Source organism: Sulfitobacter sp. SBS6 (assembly GCF_048285585.1).
In the GTDB taxonomy this organism is placed as follows: Bacteria; Pseudomonadota; Alphaproteobacteria; order Rhodobacterales; family Rhodobacteraceae; genus Sulfitobacter; species Sulfitobacter pontiacus.
Window position 1 is genome coordinate 140,259 of the sequence record NZ_JBLWBA010000007.1, and the last position, 18,091, is coordinate 158,349.

Below are 18,091 nucleotides of genomic sequence, written 5' to 3' on the forward strand. Positions count from 1 at the left end.
GTGGGCCTTATGTGTCCAGACAGGCCGCGCGGATCGCGCGGCGGTCAATCTTGTCGGTGGCACCACGGGTCAAAGGACCGTCCTGGCACCACAGTTTTTCGGGTATCTTGAATTTGGCCAGCCGCCCGTCGAGGTGCGCCGCCATATCGGCTTGAGTCAACGGCTTGCCATCACGGGTCTGCACAGAGGCCCCGACGACTTCGCCCAAGCGCGGGTCCGGTACGGAAAACGCGCAAGCCTCGATCACATCGGGATGCGTGTGCAGCGCGCCCTCGACATCCAGACAAGCGATGTTCTCGCCGCCCCGGATGATGATGTTCTTCTTGCGATCAAGGATGGTGATATAGCCTTCGGCGTCGATCACACCCAGATCACCAGTGCGCAGCCAGCCGTCTTGCATCGTCTCTTCGGTGGCTTCCGGCTTGTTGAGGTAGCAGCGCATATTGGCCGGGCTTTTGACGGTAATTTCGCCCAATTCGCCTTGCGGGACATCGTTGCCCTTGTCGTCCAGAAAGCGGATGTCTTGCAGCGGCGGATGCAGCTTGCCTGCGGCGTCGGGGCGTTTGTTGTATTCCTCGCCCACCATGCCGATGCCAAGCGCGTTCGTCTCGGTCATGCCCCAGCCTGTCGCGATGTCGGCGGCGGGGAACTGGTTTTTCAACTGCGCCACCTGCGCCGCAGGGCGTTTCGCCCCGCCTGCGCCAAGCCAGGTGAGCGTCGGCAGGGTCTCTCCCATACGCTTTGCGGCTTCCAGCAGGTCGGCAGATTGCGTCGGCACGCCGAGAAAACGGGTCACGCCCTCGCGGTTGATCACGCGCACCGCTTCTTCGGCGTCCCACTTGTGTAGCAAGGAAATCTTGGCACCGGCGGGCAGGCTAAGCAGAAACAGCGGATGCGTCGCGGTGACGTGAAACAGCGGTGTGACGATCAACCCCGACGGGCGCGGCGCGGGCGGTGCGCCGGGTTCAGGGGGGGTGACCAGCGGCGCGGCGACGGCCTGTAGCAGCCAGCTGAACACCGCGCTAAGCGCGCCACGGTGGGTCTGCACCACCCCTTTCGGCTTGCCCGTCGTGCCAGAGGAATACATCACCGCAAAGTCATCGTCCGTGTCCAGATCAACCCCTTCGGGCGGCGTTTCGGCCATGCCCTGCATCAGGTCCGACAGCTTGTGCGGGCCCATTTCCTCGGCATCGCGCACGCCGATGAGACGCAGGCCCAGATCATCCACCAAGGGTTTCATCCGTTCAAAACGGGGACCATCGGCAAAGACCGTCTTGGCCCCGCTGTCTTGCAACGCATAGTCAAGCTCTTCGGTGGTCCACCACGCATTGACGAACACCACCACAGCACCCGCTGACGCGACCGCCAGCGTGAGCATCAGCAGTTCGGGATAGTTGCGCATCGCGATGCCGACACGGTCGCCGGTCTTGATCCCCAGCGTGTCGCGCAGCCCGTTGGCGATGCGGTTCACATCGGCGGTGAACGCATCATAGGTCCAGCGTTCATCCTGATAGACCAGAAACTCTGCCGCGCCATTCCCCTGGATTTCGCGGCTCGCCTGGATCAGCCCGCCCAGGGTTTTCGGGATATTCTTGAATGTTTTATAGGTGACGCCACGGATATTACTTTCGGTTACTTCGAACGTCGGGTTCGTTGAAACCACGTGGCGAATGGCTTCTTCGGGGGTCATTGCGGTCATATGCACCCGCCCGCAGACAGCATAGATACAGATAGTGTGGCCATTTCGTCCTCCCTTATCGAGCCTGTTGCCGGACACTCCTCCACGATTGTCCGCGACTCTGATTTCTGCAGCCTAAGCGCTAAAATTCAAACTGCCAATACCGCATGATGGAACGATGTTCCGCAAGCTGACGTTTGACAGGATTTTACGCGCACCAAGGCCCTCCGCACGTGCGGCCCCATATCTCGGCGAAAATTGACCATGAATATAAAGGTAAGGAAAGCCCTACTTTCCCCGAAACCGGGGAAAGCGGCCAATGGCACCTGCGATGTCATTGAAACATCGCGTCACTTAGGGGGCGGCAGATCCCCCGCCGCAGCCGCTTATGTCAGCGCTCAGGCACCGACGGTGCCGCAAATCAGCTCGGGGAGCCGCGTGGCAGGGGGCGTATTCCGGCTGCGCAGGCTTCGTACCACGCCATCAATCACCGTCATGCCAACACCGGGCAGATTTCCCAGTTGGACCGATTCAAGCATATTTTTGCCGGGCGCATGCTGTGCCTGATCCATCAGGACGAAATCCGCGCATTTGCCGACCTCGATCAATCCGGTGTCCAGCTTGCGTTGCCGTGCGGTGTTGCCGTTGGCAAAGCAAAAGGCGATCTCGGCAGGTACATCGCCAAGCGACGACAGCATCGCAACCATGCGCATGATCCCTAAAGGCTGCACGCCGGACCCAGCCGGACCGTCGGTGCCCAGGATCAACTGATCAAGCTTGCCCAACTCGCGCGCTGTGTTCAGCGTCAGCAAGGCGGCGCGTTCGTTCCCGTTGTGCACGATCTCAAGCGCGGCCTTGCAGCCTTCGCACAGGCAGATGATCTGATCGTCGGGCAGGGCAGAGTGCCCGCCGTTGATATGCCCGACCACATCCGTTCCTGTCTCAAGCACCATATCCGCATCGATCAACCCTGATCCGGGGATCGACGGGCCGCCGGTGTGGATCGTGCTTTGCATGCCGTATTTGCGTGCCCATCCGACCATCTGCGCGGCGGTCTTGCCGTCCTTGACCGTGCCCAGTCCGACCTCGCCCAGCAGGGTAACACCGGCCTTGGCCATCTCGGCAAAGTCTTCTTCGACCATGCCCTGTTCGATCACCGGCGCGCCCGCGTGAACCTTGACGCCCGAGGGGCGGAAGTTTTCGTACCAACGCTGCGACGCGATCGCCATCGCCTTGAGGCCGACGATATCCTTCGGGCGGCCCGGCATATGCACTTCGCCGGCAGAGATCAGTGTGGTCACCCCGCCGTGCAGCGTTGAATCGATCCACCCCAACTGTTGCTGACGCGGGGTATAGTCGCCCACCACCGGGTGCACATGGCTGTCGATCAACCCCGGTGCCAGCGTCGCGCCATGGGCGTCGACCTCTGTCGTGGCCCCGTCACAATCCATATCCTTGGCATAGCCCCATTCCGTGATCTTCCCGTCCATCGCGATCAGGCAATCCCCGTCGGCAATCGGGTCTTCCATCTTGCCGGTCAGGATCATCCCGATGTTCCGGATCACGAGTTTTGCAGAGGTGTCTGACATGGGGCACGCCTTTCAAGCAGCATCAGTTTCATTTGAACGCTAACAGAAAAATGCGACCGATCAAGATGAAACACTTGACAGATAATCATTCGCATACAAACAATATTACATCCGCAGCCGATAAGGACTCTCCATGGACGCCGCTTCTCTCTCTCGCCCCAGCTTCCCGATCCCCGCCGGTGTCTTTGCCGAAACGGTGACGGAGGTGCAGCATTATACCGACAGCCTGTTCCGCTTCCGCATCACCCGCGACCCGTCCTTCCGCTTCCGGTCGGGGGAGTTCGTGATGATCGGGCTACCCAATGCCGAAAAGCCGGTGTTCCGCGCCTATTCCATCGCGTCGCCGTCGTGGGACGAGGGGGTCGAGTTCTACTCTATCAAGGTGCCGGACGGGCCGCTGACGCAGCACCTGCAAAAGCTCAAGGTCGGTGATACCGTGCTGATGCGCCGCAAGCCGACGGGGACGTTGGTGAATGACGCCTTGCTGCCCGGTAAACGGCTGTGGATGTTCGCCACGGGGACCGGCATCGCGCCTTTCGCGTCGGTCATCCGTGACCCCGAGACGTATGAGAAGTTTGACGATCTGATCCTATGCCACACCTGTCGCACCGCCAAAGAGCTGACCTATGGCCGTGATCTGGTCGCCAGCCTCAAGGCCGATCCGCTGGTGGGGGAATTGGCGCAAAGGCTGACCCTATACGACACGCTGACCCGCGCGCCGTGGCCACGCGAAGGGCGGCAAACCGACCTGATGGCGTCGGGCAAGATGTTCCGCGATTTGGACGTGCCGCCGATCTCTCCTGATCGCGACCGTGCGATGATCTGCGGGTCGATGGCCATGTTGAACGACACCAAGGCCGCGCTCGAATCCTTCGGACTAGTGGAGGGGGCAAATAACCGTCCTGCCAGTTTTGTGGTCGAAAAAGCCTTTGTCGGCTGACGACATGCGAATTGATTTGACACGAAGGCACCCGACGCACTTCTATTCGTATACCAACAAGTTTTATGCCCGCAGCAAAAGGTGACCGGATGAGCTACCTGACCGCGACGACATTGGATCAAGCGCTAACCACATTGGCCGCGGGGCCGGTGTCGATTATCGCGGGGGGGACCGATTGGTTCCCCGCACGCGGCGACCGTCCGGTGACGGGGGACCTGTTGGATATCACCCGCTTGCCAGAGCTGCGCGGCATCAGCCAAACAGACCAAGGCTGGCGTATCGGGGCGGCGACCACATGGACAGACTTCATCCGCGCTGATCTGCCCGCCGCTTTCGACGGGCTCAAGCTGGCGGCGCGCGAGGTCGGGTCGATCCAGATCCAGAACGCAGGCACCATCGCGGGTAATCTGTGCAACGCTTCTCCTGCCGCCGACGGGGTGCCGCCGCTGCTGACCCTGAATGCCGAGGTAGAGCTTTGCAGCGCAAACGGATCGCGGGTGCTGCCCTTGTCGCAGTTCCTGCAAGGCGTGCGCCAGACCGACCGCGCCCAGAACGAGCTTGTCACCGCCATCCACATCCCCGCGCCCCCGGCTGATAGTCACAGCAGCTTTGTCAAACTCGGTGCGCGGAAGTATCTGGTGATCTCGATCTGCATGGTCGCGGTGCTGGCAAAGATCGAGAGCGGCAGGCTCACCGATATCCGCATCGCCATCGGCGCCGCATCCCCCGTCGCGCAGCGGCTCACCGCGCTTGAGGATCAGCTTCGCGGTAGCGCCCTTGGCGATGTAGAAAACCGCATGACTGCTGATCTGGTGCAATCGCTGAGCCCCATTACGGATGCGCGCGCGAGCGCCGACTACCGCCTTGCCGCCAGCGTCACTTTGGTCCGTCGCGCTGTGATACGCGCCTTGAAAGGGGCCCTGTGATGGATAAACCGACCACGACCGAAGTGACCTCTTTCACCCTGAACGGCAGCATTGCGCAGGTTGAACCGCTGCCCGGTGAACGCTTGTCTTACGCGCTGCGCGAGCGGCTGGACCGCAAGGATGTAAAGATCGGCTGCAACGCGGGCGATTGCGGGGCCTGCACTGTGCTGGTCGATGGCGCGCCGGTCTGCGCCTGCCTGATGCCCGTGCAGCAGGCGGTGGGGCGGCAGGTGGAGACGCTGGCGGGGCTGGTGAAAACCGACCGCGACGCGCAGGCGTTGATGCAAAGCTTCCAGCACCATCAGGCCGCGCAATGCGGGATTTGCACACCGGGGATGATGGTCTCTGCCGTGGCGCTGCTGCGCGACGTGCCGCAGCCGAGCGCGGCGCAGGTGCAGGATGCCCTTGGCGGCGTGCTGTGTCGCTGTACCGGCTATCGCAAGATCATCGACGCGGTGGTCGGGGCCCATGCTGCCGACGGGCTGACTGTCGCCTCTACCGCGCTTGGCCAGCCTGCGCGGCGGCTGGACGGGCAGGCCAAGGTCGACGGGTCAGAGGCGTTTGGCGATGACGTTGCCCCGGCCGGTGCTTTGGTCGCGCGGGTCATCCGCGCGCCCCATGCCTCGGCCGGATTTACCTTCGGCGATCTTGAGGCATGGCGCAACGCGCAGCCCGGGATCCATTGCATCCTGACCGCAGATGACGTGCCCGGACTCAACGCCTTTGGCGTGATCCCCGGCTTCATCGACCAGCCGGTTTTCGCTGTGAACCACATCCGGTTCCGGGGGGAGGCGGTGGCTTGCGTTGTAGGAGAGGCGGAGGCGATGATCGCCCTTGATCTGGAAAGCTTCCCTGTCCGTTGGTCGCCACAAACTGCGCTTGCCGATACCGATGCCGCGACCGCCCCCGACGCGCCACAGCTGTTCGAGGACCGCAAAGGGAACATCATGTGCGGCGGCTTCGTGCAATGCGGCGATGTGGAGGCCGCACTCGACGCCGCCGATGTCACGGTCGAGGCGCACTATACCACCAGTTTTGTCGAACATGGCTATATCGAGCCAGAGGCAGGCTTTGCCCAAGTGATCGACGGGCGGATCCATGTGCATGCCTGCACCCAGGCGCCGGGTATGGACCGCGAAGCACTGGCCGCGATCCTTGACCGTCCTATGGCTGACATCCGCATTGTGCCGACGGCGGTCGGGGGCGGTTTCGGGTCCAAGATCGACCTGTCGTTGCAGCCCTTCATCGCGCTTGCCGCGCTCAAGACGGCTCGGCCCGTGCGCATGACCTATGCGCGCGCCGAGACGATGCAATCGACCACCAAACGCCACCCCGCGCAGATCACGATCAAGGTCGGGGCCAAGGCGGATGGGACGCTTTCGGGGCTGCGGTTCGACGGGGATTTCAACACCGGCGCCTATGCGAGCTGGGGTCCGACGGTCGCCAATCGCGTGCCGGTGCATGCCTCTGGCCCCTACCACATCCCTGATTATCGCGCACGTAGCCGTGCCGTGCATACCCATTGCCCCCCCGCCGGAGCTTTCCGCGGCTTCGGCGTGCCGCAATCGGCCATTGCACAGGAAACCGCCTTTGACCTGCTGGCCGAAAAGCTGGGGCTTGATCCGCTGGAGTTCCGTTTGAAGAACGCGCTGGCGGATGGGGTGCCCACGGTCTGCGGGCAGGTGTTCGATCAGGGCGTCGGCATCGCCCCCTGCCTAGAGGCGCTGCGCCCCGCGTGGGAGGAGGCGAAAGCCGAATGCGCCCAGTTCAATGCAAAGAATGACACGGTGAAACGCGGTGTCGGGATCGCGGGGGCGTGGTACGGCTGCGGCAATACCTCGCTGCCGAACCCGTCGACCATTCTGGCGGGCGTGCGGGCGGATGGCACGGTGGTGCTGCACCAAGGTGCGATCGACATCGGGCAGGGGGCCAATACGGTGATCCCGCAAATCTTTGCCCAAGCGCTTGGGCTGTCTGTCGAGGGGATCACGATCCTCGGCGGTGACACCGATATCACGCCGGACGCGGGCAAAACCTCTGCCTCGCGGCAGACCTTTGTATCGGGCAACGCCGCGTTGAGGACCGGAGAGGCGCTGCGGGCGCAGATCCTGCGGCAGGTCAATGCGGGCCCCGCCGCACAGATCGGCTGCCAAGACGGGCAGCTCACGGTGACCGACGGCGGGCGCACGCAGCGCCTTGATCTGACGCGGCTGCCGGTCGATGCGCAGGGCTATGTGCTGCAGGCGCAAGAAAGCTATGATCCGCCGGTCAAACCGCTGGATGAAAACGGGCAGGGCGTGCCCTATGCGCAGTTCGGCTATGCCGCGCATCTGGTGGTGGTCGAGGTGGATATCGCTCTTGGCCTGTGCCGCCCGCTGCGCTTTGTCGCCGCCCATGACGTGGGCCGCGCAATCAACCCCTTGTTGGTCGAGGGGCAGGTACAGGGTGGCATCGCCCAAGGGCTCGGTATGGCGCTGATGGAGGAGTATATCCCCGGGCGCACCGAGAACCTGCATGACTATCTGGTGCCGACCATCGGCGACGTTCCCCCGATCGAGACGCTGATCCTGGAGGTGGCCGACGCCCACGGCCCCTACGGCGCGAAAGGTCTGGGCGAACACGTGCTGATCCCCACCGCCCCCGCGATCCTCAACGCGATCTACCATGCCACCGGTGCCCGCTTGACGCAGACACCGGCCACGCCGACGCGCCTGCGCGCCGCCCTGAAGGAGGCCGGACATGCCTGACGACCTGCGCGACCCCAAGCCTGTGAAAATCCGCTGCGATGCCTGCCCGGTGATGTGTTTCATCGCCGACGGCAAATCCGGCGCCTGCGACCGCTATGCCAACCACGCGGGCGAGCTGGTGCGGCTGGATCCGCTGACCGTGATCCAGTCGGGGGCCAAGGCCGTCGCTTTTCTGGATCAGGGCGACAACGCGCAAGATTGGGACGGCGACGTCATTCAGGGCGGGCGCGATTTCGTCACCGCCGTGGGGGCGGGGACCACCTACCCAGATTACAAACCCGCGCCCTTCATCGTCAGCCAAGAGGTCGAGGGCGTGGATATGATCACCGTCGTGACCGAGGGCATTTTTTCGTATTGCGGGGTCAAGGTGAAGATCGACACCGACCGCCACATCGGCGACGAGCGCGCCGTGGTGCGCGTTGACGGAGAGGCGATCGGCCATGTGATGACCTCTGAATACGGGTCCAAGATGCTGTCTTTGGGCGGGGTCGAGCATCTGACCGGCGGCTCCAAGAAAGAAGGTCGCGTGACCTGTGACGCGCTGCTGCGCCTATGTAACCGTGAACCGGTCGAGGTCACCATCGACGGCGGCGTCACCATGGTGGTCGAGGCGGGCAAAGCGCCGATCATCAACGGCGTTCCGGAAAAGCTGATGCGCGTGGGCTGTGGGTCAGCGACCATCGGGATGTTCGCCAAACAATGGCACGGGCATGTGGACGAGGTCGTCGTTGTCGATGATCACATCACCGGCGTGCTGACAGAACACGAGGCGGGCAAAGGGCTGGATATGACCCCCTCTGGCATCCGCGTGAACGGGCGGCGGTCGACGCCGGGGCGGTATTTTCAGGTGGCGGACCCCGGCACCGGATGGGGCGGCACCGATGTCGAAGACCCGCTGAACATCCTGCGTGACGCTGACCCGAAGCGTGCCTGGCCGGGGCTCCGGCTGCTGATGATCTCTACCACCGGAGAGCAATGGGCCTATTTCACGCTGGATGACGATCTGATCCCGCAACCCGCCAAGATCACGCCCGAGCTGCTGGTCGTCGCGGACCGCATCGCCGAGAATTGCGAACCCTCGCTTTGTTCGGTGCTGTTCATGGGAGGGGCGGGCGGCAGTTTGCGCGCCGGCGTGACAGAGAACCCCGTGCGGCTGACGCGGTCGGTCAAGGAATCGCTGACCCATGTGTCCTGCGGCGGGGCCGAGGCCTATGTCTGGCCGGGGGGCGGCATTACCGTCATGGTGGATGTCATGGATATGCCCACGAACTCTTTCGGTTATGTGCCCACGCCCGCGCTGGTGGCACCGATTGAATTCACCCTGCGGCGCGAGGATTACGGCACGCTTGGCGGGCATATGGAGCATATCCAGCCCGTGCGTGATGTGGTCACCGATGATGTGCGACGGGTGGCGCAGCAACTGCTGCAACCCGACCCTAATGCGCGGGAAAACTACGGCTGGTCGAAGGACAAGACATGACAGCACAGGCGGCTCTTCTCCCCGGTGGCAGGCTGCATCTGTCCCACGGCCCGATTGATCTGGTCATCGGGGCGGATGGCGCGCGAGATCTGGCGTTTCGCGCGGGTTTCGATCGCTTTGGCACGATCCTGTCCGAACTGACGGCAGAGCTGCCCCTGCTGCGCCGCCCTGTGGGCACCAAGCCAAAAGGCAAGATCGCCCGCGCCATGTACCGCGCCGCCTTGCCCCATGCCGACGGGCTGACCACGCCGATGATCTGCGTGGCCGGTGCCGTCGCGGCAGAGGTATTGTCGGCCATGGTGGATGCATCCGATCTGACCCGCGCCTATGTGAACAACGGTGGCGATATCGCGCTGCATCTGACCGAGGGCGCGCGTTTTGACGTGGGCATCGCGGGGCTGGACGGGCAGTCGCTTGGCACCGCCACGATCCGCAGCAGTGACCCCATTCGCGGCATCGCCACCAGCGGGCAGGGCGGGCGCAGCCAGTCTTTGGGCATTGCCGACAGTGTGACCGTGCTGGCCCGATCCGCCGCGATGGCCGATGCGGCGGCGACGAGGCTGGGAAATGCCGTTAATCTGCCCGCACATCCCGCAATCCGGCGCAGCCCCGCGAACCGGTTGCACGACGACAGTGACCTTGGTGCGGCCCCGGTGGTCACCCATGTCGGGCCGCTCTCCCCTGCCGATGTTAACCACGCCCTCAATGCAGGCGCGACAGCGGCGCAGGGTCTGCGCGACCGTGGCCTCATCTCTGGCGCGGCGCTTTTTCTGCGCGACCAACATACTGTCATCGGCTTGCCCGAAACCCTGAAATCCCTAGTGAAAGCCCCCGAATATGCCTGAGGTTATGACCCGCAAAATTGTCACCAGCGTCGAAGAGATTTTCCACGAAGGCGGCCCCCGCGCCAATACGCCGCTGAAACGCGGGTCGGTCATGGCTGTGATCCAAAACCCCTATGCAGGCTCTTATATCGAGGACATCCAGCCCTTTATGGAAGACCTCAAACCGCTGGGGGTCGCGATGGCGCAAAAGCTGCTGGCGGCGCTCGGGGTCGAGGCGGCACAGATCGAAGGCTACGGCAAAGGCAGCATCGTCGGCACGGGCGGAGAGTTGGAGCACGGTGCGCTCTGGCACGCCCCTGGCGGCTATGCGATGCGCGATGTATTGGGCGGATCGAAGGCGATTGTGCCATCGACGAAAAAGGTTGGCGCGGCGGGGGTGCGGCTGGATGTGCCTGTGACCCATGTCGATGCCTCATATGTGCGCAGCCATTTCGATTCAATCGAGGTCGGCCTGAATGACAGCCCCCGCGCCGATGAAATGGCGGTGATCCTTGTGATGACCACAGGGGCACGTATCCACAACCGCGCGGGCGGGTTGGATGCAAAGGATATCGAAGGAAAGGATGGCCTGAGATGAGCGCCGACATTCGCAAAATCGCCACTTGGGTCGAAGAAACTCACCGCGAGATCGGGCAGCAGATATCGCCGCCCACGCGCAAGGCCGTAGCTGTAGCCGTGATCAAAAACCCCTTTGTAGGCTCTTATACGGAAGACCTGACCCCGCTGATGGATATCGGCGCAGAGCTGGGGGGATTGCTGGGCGATAAATGTGTTGCGGCCCTTGGGATCACCCCTGCGCAGGCCGAAAGCTATGGCAAGGCCGCGATGGTGGGCGAGGGGGGAGAGCTGGAACACGCCGCCGCGATCCTGCACCCGAAGCTGGGCGCACCGCTGCGGGTCGCGGTTGAAAAGGGGGCCGCACTGGTGCCGTCTTCCAAAAAGATGGGCGGGCCGGGGCAGGTGCTTGACGTGCCTTTAGGGCACAAGGACGCCGCCTATGTGCGCAGCCATTTCGACGGGATCGAGGTGCGGTTGAACGACGCGCCGCGCGCGGGCGAGATACTGGTGGCCGTGGCTGTCACAGATTCCGGGCGCCCCTTGCCCCGTGTCGGCGGGCTGACCCATGCCGAGGCCGAAGGCAAGGACGGCCTGCGTTAGAGCCTATAGTTTCTCGAGCAGGGCCAGCAGCCGGTCGACCTCGCGCGGGGTGAGGTTGCCGACCGTCTCGGCCGAGATTTCCTGCGCGGTGGCAATCGCCTTGGCGGTCACCGCGATGCCTTCGTCGGTCAGCGAAATCTCCAGCCGCCGCATGTCGGTCTTTGACGGGGTGGAATGGACCAGCCCCTTTTTGCGCAACCGGTCGATCACGCCTTTGGTGGTCGCCGCGTCCATCCCGACCAGACGCCCCAGGTGGTTCTGGCTGATCCGCGCCTCGTCGCGCAGCTTGGCCAGTACGGCGAATTGTGTCGGCGTGATATCCGGCATCCTCCGGTTAAAGATCTCAAGGTGGCGCTGGTTCGCGAGGCGCAGCTTGAACCCGATCTGTTGTTCCAACGCATAGTCTGCGGTCAGGGTCAGGTCTTGTGTGGTTTCAACCAAGGTTCTTATCCAGTGCTCTTGGGCCAATGCGTATAGATTAGGCACTATCATCCCACGGTTTCCATCTGGGGTCTATATCAGATGGGGTGCAAGAAATTGTTTGACAGCTAACAATTTTTTGGTCCTTCATGAAGCTGTGCAGAGCAAGGAGTGAACCGATGTCCTTTGTCAGAAACGCTTGGTACGTTGCGGGTTGGTCTACCGACTTTGGCGATGAGCTGGTGCCGCTGACATTGCTTGCGCAGAACCTAGTAGCCTACCGCACCAGCGATGGCCAGATCGCCGTGCTCGAAGATCGCTGCCCGCACCGGCTGCTGCCGCTGTCCAAGGGCAAGCGCATCGGCGACACCATTCAATGCGGCTATCACGGTATGACCTTTGGCGCGGACGGTGCCTGTGTGCGGGTGCCGGGGCAATCGAACCTGCCCAAATCCGCCTATGTCGACAGCTATCCGGTGCTGGAACGCTACGGCATTGTGTTCATCTGGATGGGCGACGCCGACAAGGCCGACCCCGCGCTTGCTTTCGATATGCCGGAATTGGGGCAAGAGGGGTGGCACGTCCACCACGGGGACAAGCTGCATATCCGCGCAAATTACCTCAACGTTGCCGAAAACCTTGTTGATCCGGCGCATGTCGGCTTTGTCCATCCGACGACATTGGGCAATGCGGCCTCCGAAAACGTACCCGTGCACGTCAAAACCGCAGACGAGGTGATCGTGGCATGGCGCTGGATCAGAGACGCGGAACCCATCGGGTTTTTCAAGGCATTCGGCGGCTTTAGCGGCAATGTGGACCGCTGGCATTATTACTATCTGCACATGCCCTCGACCGCCGTGATTGACTTTGGGTCGTCTGATGCAAAGCTTGAACTTCCCGAAGATCAGCGCAACAAAGGCGTGCGTATCTTTGCGCTCCATTTCGTCACACCCGTGACAGAGGACTATACGATCGACCACTGGATGCACCTGCGCAACACCGCCCTTGGCGATGACGCCGCGTCGGACCAAATGGACGCGATGTTCCGCGTAGCATTTGCCGAGGACAAGGCGATTTTGGAAGCCGTCCACCAAGAAGAACAGCGCCCCCAAAAACGCAAACCCATCCGCATCGCTATCGACAAAGCGCCCAACGTCTACCGCAAACGCATCCGCGACCGGATCGAGGCAGAGGCGACGGACGATCTGGGCGACCCCGTCGCACCGGTCTTTGTCCAGCATGATTGATCCATAAAAAGCAAAGCCGCAGCAGACGGCACACCCCAACACGAGAGGACCATCACATGAACAGAAAGACATTCCTGAACAGCGTCATAGGGGCCTTTGCCCTTGGCGTCACCGGCTTTGCCGCATCGGCGCAGTCGGGCGACCCGATCAAAGTCGGAGAGATCAACCACTACAAACGCCTCGCCGCCTTTGCCGAGCCGTATAAACAAGGCATCGAACTAGCGCTTGAGGAAATCAACGCCGATGGCGGTGTGCTGGATCGCCCGCTCGAATTCATCTTCCGCGACGATCAGGGCGACCCCGGTGAAGCGATCAAAATCGCCGAAGAGCTGATGACCAGCGAAGGCACCGTGATGATCACCGGTTCGATCCTGTCGAACGTCGGTCTGGCGATCTCCTCGGTCGCGGCGGAAAAGGGCTGGGTGTACCTCGCCGCCGAACCGCTGGCCGATGCCCTGACCTGGAGCCAAGGCAACCCCTGGACCTTCCGCCTGCGGACCTCGACCTATATGCAGGCCGCGATGCTGGCGGAACAGGCCGCCAAGACCGATGCCGTGAAATACGCGACCATCGCACCCAACTACGCCTACGGCAAAGACGCGGTGGCCGCCTTTAAGGAAGTGCTGACCGAACTGAAGCCCGAGGTCGAATTCGTCGGAGAGCAATGGCCCGCCCTGTTCAAGATCGACGCCGGCGCCGAGGTTCAGGCGCTGGAGCGGTCCAAGCCGGACGCGATCTATAACGTGACCTTCGGTCCCGACCTTGCCAAATTCGTCCGCGAAGGCACCACCCGTGGTCTGTTCGACGGGCGCACGGTCTATGGCCTGCTTTCGGGCGAACCGGAATACCTTGAACCACTGGCCGACGAAGCCCCCGAAGGCTGGGTTGTGACCGGTTATCCCTGGTATGACTTCTCGGACGAGGACGGCGCGAACAAGCCTTTCGTTGATGCCTATCAGGCGAAATTCGACGAAACGCCAAAGCTCGGGTCTCTCGTCGGGTATATGACCGCGCAAAGCATCGCGGCCGCGATCAGCAAGGCGGGATCGACCGAAGGCGACGCGATCCGTATGGCCTTTGAAGGGCTGGATGTGGCGACGCCCGTGGGCGACATCACCTTCCGCGAGATCGACAATCAGGCGACCATGGGGGCCTTTGTCGGGAAGACCATGCTCAAGGACGGTGCGGGCGTCATGACCGACTGGACCTATCTGGACGGTGCCGACTACCTGCCGTCTGACGAAGATGTGTCGAAACTGCGTCCGGCAGAATAATCCGGACCCGCAGCCAAGGGGGGAAGCCCCCTTGGCTGCATCTGACCCCATCCCCAACATCAAGAGGTGCCCATGGGCCTTTTCATCGCACAGATTCTGACTGGGCTTGCCAATGCGGGTGCGCTCTTCATGGTTGCCTCTGGGCTGTCGCTGATCTTTGGCGTCACGCGGGTGGTGAATTTTGCCCATGGGTCGTTCTATATGCTGGGGGCTTATGTCGGCTATTCGCTGATGCAGGTGCTGCCGGGCATGGTCGGCTTCTGGGGAGCGATCCTGCTGGCGGGGCTGATCGTCGGGCTGATCGGGGTGATCGTCGAGATCTGCGTGCTGCGCCCTGTCTACAGCGCGCCTGAACTGTTCCAGCTGGTCGCGACCTTTGGCGTGATCCTTGTCATTCAGGATCTTGCGCTGATGATCTGGGGCCCGCAAGATCTGCTGGGTCCGCGCGCGCCGGGGCTGAAAGGGGTGATCCGCATCATGGGGGAACCCGTGCCGCAATATGACATCGCGCTGATCATCATCACGCCCTTCGTCGCCATCGCCCTGTGGTATCTGATCACGAAAACCCGTGTCGGCACCTTGGTGCGCGCCGCCACCCAGGACCGCGAGATGGTCGGTGCCCTTGGGGTCAATCAGGCGTGGCTGTTCACGGGCGTCTTCTTTTTGGGCTGTGCGCTTGCAGGGCTTGGCGGCGCGTTGCAGCTGCCCAAAGGGGGTGCCGATCTGCTGATGGATTTCAGCATTATCGGTGCGGTCTTTGTGGTCGTGGTCATCGGGGGCATGGGGTCGCTGCCGGGGGCCTATCTGGCGGCGGTGATCATCTCGGTCCTGAATGTGTTTGGCGTGACCTATGCGCCGCAGTCGACGCTTGTTCTGATGTTTGTCGTCATGGTGATCGTCCTGATGTTCCGCCCCTTCGGCCTGCTCGGGAAAGAGGAGATCGCGGGCGAGCACGGCCAGACCGGAGAGCCGGAGCGCCCGATCAAGCCCGCGGGCAATCGCATGCGCTTGCTGGTGATGGCGGGGCTGTTCATCCTTGCGCTGCTGCCGTTCTACGGCGGGAATTTCGCCGTGGTGCTGGTGACCGACATCATGATCTTCTGTCTTTTCGCCGCCTCGCTGCATTTCATGCTGGGGCAGGGCGGGCTGGTCAGCTTTGGCCATGCGGCCTTCTTTGGCGGGGGGGCCTATGCCGCGGCGCTGTTTGTGACCTATGCCGACACCCCGATGGAGTTGGCGCTGGTGCTGGCCCCGATCTGCGCGGGGCTGGCCGCCGTGGTGATCGGCTGGGTTTGCCTGCGGTCCACCGGTGTCTACTTCGCCATGCTGACGCTCGCCTTCGGGCAACTGCTCTGGAGCCTCGCGTTCCAGTGGGGTGATGTGACGGGGGGCGATGACGGGCTGGTCAACATCTGGCCGTCCGATTGGGCGTCGGACAATGATGTCTATTACTACCTCGCTTTTGTCTTCTGCATCGGGGGCATCCTGCTGCTGCGCCAAGCGGCTCATGCGCCCTTTGGCTATGCCATGCGCGCGGCCCGCGACAGTGCGCGCCAAGCCGAGGCGATGGGGATCAACACCAAACGCATCCAATGGGTCGCCTTTACCTTTGCGGGCATCATGGCGGGGCTCGCGGGCGGGTTGTTCGTCTTCTCCAAGGGCAGCATCTTCCCCAACGAGCTTGAAACCGCCCGCAGTTTCGACGCGCTGATCGTGGTGTTTCTGGGCGGGGTGAAGACCCTGTCGGGCGGCTGGGTCGGCGGGGCCTTCTTTGAAGGCGTCAAAGACTATCTGACCCGTTTCGAATACTGGCGCCTCGCCTTGGGCCTGCTGATCATCTTTGTCGTGATCCTTGGCCCCGAAGGCATCGTCGGATCGCTGCGCAAGGCGGGCGAACGCGTTGGCCTGCTGAAAACACCGGAGGACGCGAAATGAGCCCGATCCTGTCTGTGCGCAACCTGTCCCGCAATTTTGGTGCGATCAAGGCGGTGGATGACGTGAGCTTTGATCTTGCCAAGGGCGAGCTGCTGGCGCTGATCGGCCCCAATGGCGCGGGTAAAAGCACCTGTTTCAATATGCTGATGGGGCAGCTCAAGCCGTCGTCGGGCACCGTGCAGCTGATGGGCAAGAACATCGCGGGCATGCAGCCGCGCAAGATCTGGCGCATGGGTGTGGGGCGGACGTTCCAGATCACCGCCACCTATGCCTCGATGACCGTGGTCGAAAACGTGCAGATGGCGCTGATGTCGCATCACAAGCGGCTCTATTCCCTGACCACCTTCGCCCATAAACTCTACCGCGAAGAGGCGCTGGCGCTGCTTGATACCGTGGGCATGGTCGACCAGTCCGAACGTCACTGCGCGGTGCTGGCCTATGGCGACCTCAAACGGCTCGAACTGGCGGTTGCGCTGGCCAATGACCCGATCCTGCTGCTGATGGATGAACCCACCGCTGGCATGGCACCGCGCGAACGGATCGGACTGATGCAGCTGACCGCCGATATTTTGGAGCAACGGGGCATCAGCGTGTTGTTTACCGAACATGACATGGACGTGGTCTTTGCCCATTCGCACCGGATCATGGTGCTGAACCGTGGCCAGCTGATCGCCGACGGCACCGTCGACGAGATCCGCAACAACCCGCAGGTGCAAGAGGTCTATCTGGGCGGCGGCACGCTGTTCAAAGCGCAGGAGGATGCCCATGCTTGAGGTGAACGGCGTCAATTCATTCTACGGCAAGGCGCAGGTGCTGAATGACCTGAACTTTACCGTGGATCGCGGCACTGTCGTCGCCCTGCTGGGGCGCAATGGTGCGGGCAAGACCACGACGATGAAATCCATCATGCAGCTGGTGCGGCCACGGCAGGGCAAGATCATCTATCAGGGCCAAGACATCACCGGCTGGCCCAGCCACAAGGTCGCGCGCAACGGTCTGGGCTATGTACCCGAGGAACGCCGGATTTTCACCCAGCTTACCGTGCTGGAAAACCTGGAGGTCGGCCGCCAGCCCCCCCGCGACGGCTGCACCACCTGGACCGAGGACATGGTTTTCGACCTCTTCCCCAACCTCGCTGAACGCCGTCACAACCGCGGCAAGGCGCTGTCGGGGGGCGAGCAGCAGATGCTGACCATCGCCCGCACCCTGATGGGCAACCCCGCATTCATCCTGCTGGACGAACCCTCCGAAGGCATCGCGCCGGTGATCGTCGAACAGATGGCCCGCGTGATCCTGCAACTCAAGGCAGAGGGGCTGACGGTGCTGCTGTCCGAACAGAACCTGCATTTCGCGCAAGCGGTCGCCGATGGCGTGGTGATCATCGAACACGGCACACAGAAATTCGTCGGCACGCTCGCCGCGCTGCAATCGCAGCCGGAAATTCGGGATCAATATCTGTCGGTTTAGACTAATGTGTTTCGAGATTTGCGAGCTAAGGCAGGTAGCCCCGTAGGCAACAGACTGGGCGTTCTGCTAATACGCCCATAGGTCCACACCATGCGAGGCACATCCGCCAGCATGCCAGATTCGACACGGCACTGAGTTAGAGGTTTTCATCGCCCGTATCGCGCGCGATCCCGATGCTTTCACCAAAGACTACACTGTCGATCCAGCCACCGCCCGTTTTACGCCAGCCCAGCGGAAAGCTATGATCTTGTAACAATGCCCATGGCTTTTTCGTGTGAATCAAGGGGGCATATTCGAGGCATACCAATAGCCGCAAGATGGTATTCAGCTGGGCTAGATACGGGTGTATGTGGGTATATAATTACATAATCTATCTTATCGGCTG

At 62.3% G+C, this 18,091-nt stretch carries 15 protein-coding genes; 12 read left to right on the forward strand and 3 right to left on the reverse strand.

Annotated elements, in window-relative coordinates:
- Nucleotides 1–7 precede the first annotated feature (7 nt).
- Together ACNQ62_RS13605 and ACNQ62_RS13610 are read right to left on the reverse strand one after the other, a co-directional pair.
- Nucleotides 8–1,699 carry an AMP-binding protein gene (locus ACNQ62_RS13605; protein WP_418095068.1) on the reverse strand — a complete coding sequence of 564 codons (1,692 nt, stop codon included), beginning with the start codon at nucleotides 1,697–1,699 and terminating at the stop codon, nucleotides 8–10.
- Nucleotides 1,700–2,076: 377 nt separating this feature from the next.
- Nucleotides 2,077–3,267, reverse strand: a complete 1,191-nt coding sequence (locus tag ACNQ62_RS13610) for an amidohydrolase family protein (RefSeq protein WP_009824287.1) — start codon at nucleotides 3,265–3,267, stop codon at nucleotides 2,077–2,079.
- Between the two features lie 133 nt (nucleotides 3,268–3,400).
- On the opposite strand from ACNQ62_RS13610, the gene ACNQ62_RS13615 reads away from it, so the two are divergent.
- The 7 genes from ACNQ62_RS13615 (at nucleotide 3,401) to ACNQ62_RS13645 (ending at nucleotide 11,363) form a co-directional block, all read left to right on the forward strand.
- Complete coding sequence (locus ACNQ62_RS13615; protein WP_074636797.1) at nucleotides 3,401–4,207, forward strand: ferredoxin--NADP reductase; 807 nt, start codon at nucleotides 3,401–3,403, stop codon at nucleotides 4,205–4,207.
- 89 nt (nucleotides 4,208–4,296) lie between these two features.
- Complete coding sequence (locus ACNQ62_RS13620) at nucleotides 4,297–5,133, forward strand: FAD binding domain-containing protein (protein WP_418095069.1); 837 nt, start codon at nucleotides 4,297–4,299, stop codon at nucleotides 5,131–5,133.
- A complete protein-coding gene (locus tag ACNQ62_RS13625) occupies nucleotides 5,133–7,880 on the forward strand; it encodes a molybdopterin-dependent oxidoreductase (protein ID WP_418095070.1) in 2,748 nt (915 codons plus the stop codon). Before ACNQ62_RS13620 ends, ACNQ62_RS13625 begins: the two co-directional genes overlap by 1 nt.
- Entirely contained in the window at nucleotides 7,873–9,360 is a 1,488-nt protein-coding gene (locus tag ACNQ62_RS13630) for a 6-hydroxynicotinate reductase (RefSeq protein ID WP_418095071.1), read from the forward strand. Before ACNQ62_RS13625 ends, ACNQ62_RS13630 begins: the two co-directional genes overlap by 8 nt.
- Nucleotides 9,357–10,205, forward strand: coding sequence for a UPF0280 family protein (locus ACNQ62_RS13635; RefSeq protein ID WP_418095072.1), 849 nt, complete (start codon nucleotides 9,357–9,359; stop codon nucleotides 10,203–10,205). The genes ACNQ62_RS13630 and ACNQ62_RS13635 overlap by 4 nt, the downstream gene beginning before the upstream one ends.
- Nucleotides 10,198–10,782 (forward strand): amino acid synthesis family protein, encoded by a 585-nt coding sequence (locus ACNQ62_RS13640; protein WP_005848892.1) that lies wholly within the window; start codon nucleotides 10,198–10,200, stop codon nucleotides 10,780–10,782. Before ACNQ62_RS13635 ends, ACNQ62_RS13640 begins: the two co-directional genes overlap by 8 nt.
- Nucleotides 10,779–11,363, forward strand: coding sequence for an amino acid synthesis family protein (locus ACNQ62_RS13645; RefSeq protein ID WP_418095073.1), 585 nt, complete (start codon nucleotides 10,779–10,781; stop codon nucleotides 11,361–11,363). The genes ACNQ62_RS13640 and ACNQ62_RS13645 overlap by 4 nt, the downstream gene beginning before the upstream one ends.
- A 3-nt stretch (nucleotides 11,364–11,366) precedes the next feature.
- Here ACNQ62_RS13645 and ACNQ62_RS13650 read toward each other — a convergent pair whose 3' ends face one another.
- Entirely contained in the window at nucleotides 11,367–11,804 is a 438-nt protein-coding gene (locus ACNQ62_RS13650; RefSeq protein ID WP_005848896.1) for a MarR family winged helix-turn-helix transcriptional regulator, read from the reverse strand.
- 158 nt (nucleotides 11,805–11,962) lie between these two features.
- On the opposite strand from ACNQ62_RS13650, the gene ACNQ62_RS13655 reads away from it, so the two are divergent.
- From ACNQ62_RS13655 to ACNQ62_RS13675, 5 genes are all read left to right on the forward strand, one after another.
- Entirely contained in the window at nucleotides 11,963–13,030 is a 1,068-nt protein-coding gene (locus ACNQ62_RS13655) for a Rieske 2Fe-2S domain-containing protein (RefSeq protein WP_418095074.1), read from the forward strand.
- A 56-nt stretch (nucleotides 13,031–13,086) separates the two neighbouring features.
- Nucleotides 13,087–14,304: an ABC transporter substrate-binding protein gene (locus ACNQ62_RS13660; RefSeq protein WP_418095075.1), complete on the forward strand. Its 1,218-nt coding sequence runs from the start codon at nucleotides 13,087–13,089 to the stop codon at nucleotides 14,302–14,304.
- 72 nt (nucleotides 14,305–14,376) lie between these two features.
- On the forward strand, nucleotides 14,377–16,239 hold the full coding sequence (locus tag ACNQ62_RS13665) for an ABC transporter permease (protein WP_418095076.1): 1,863 nt from the start codon (nucleotides 14,377–14,379) through the stop codon (nucleotides 16,237–16,239).
- Nucleotides 16,236–17,012, forward strand: coding sequence for an ABC transporter ATP-binding protein (locus ACNQ62_RS13670; RefSeq protein WP_418095077.1), 777 nt, complete (start codon nucleotides 16,236–16,238; stop codon nucleotides 17,010–17,012). Before ACNQ62_RS13665 ends, ACNQ62_RS13670 begins: the two co-directional genes overlap by 4 nt.
- On the forward strand, nucleotides 17,005–17,706 hold the full coding sequence (locus ACNQ62_RS13675; RefSeq protein ID WP_005848905.1) for an ABC transporter ATP-binding protein: 702 nt from the start codon (nucleotides 17,005–17,007) through the stop codon (nucleotides 17,704–17,706). The genes ACNQ62_RS13670 and ACNQ62_RS13675 overlap by 8 nt, the downstream gene beginning before the upstream one ends.
- Nucleotides 17,707–18,091 lie beyond the last annotated feature (385 nt).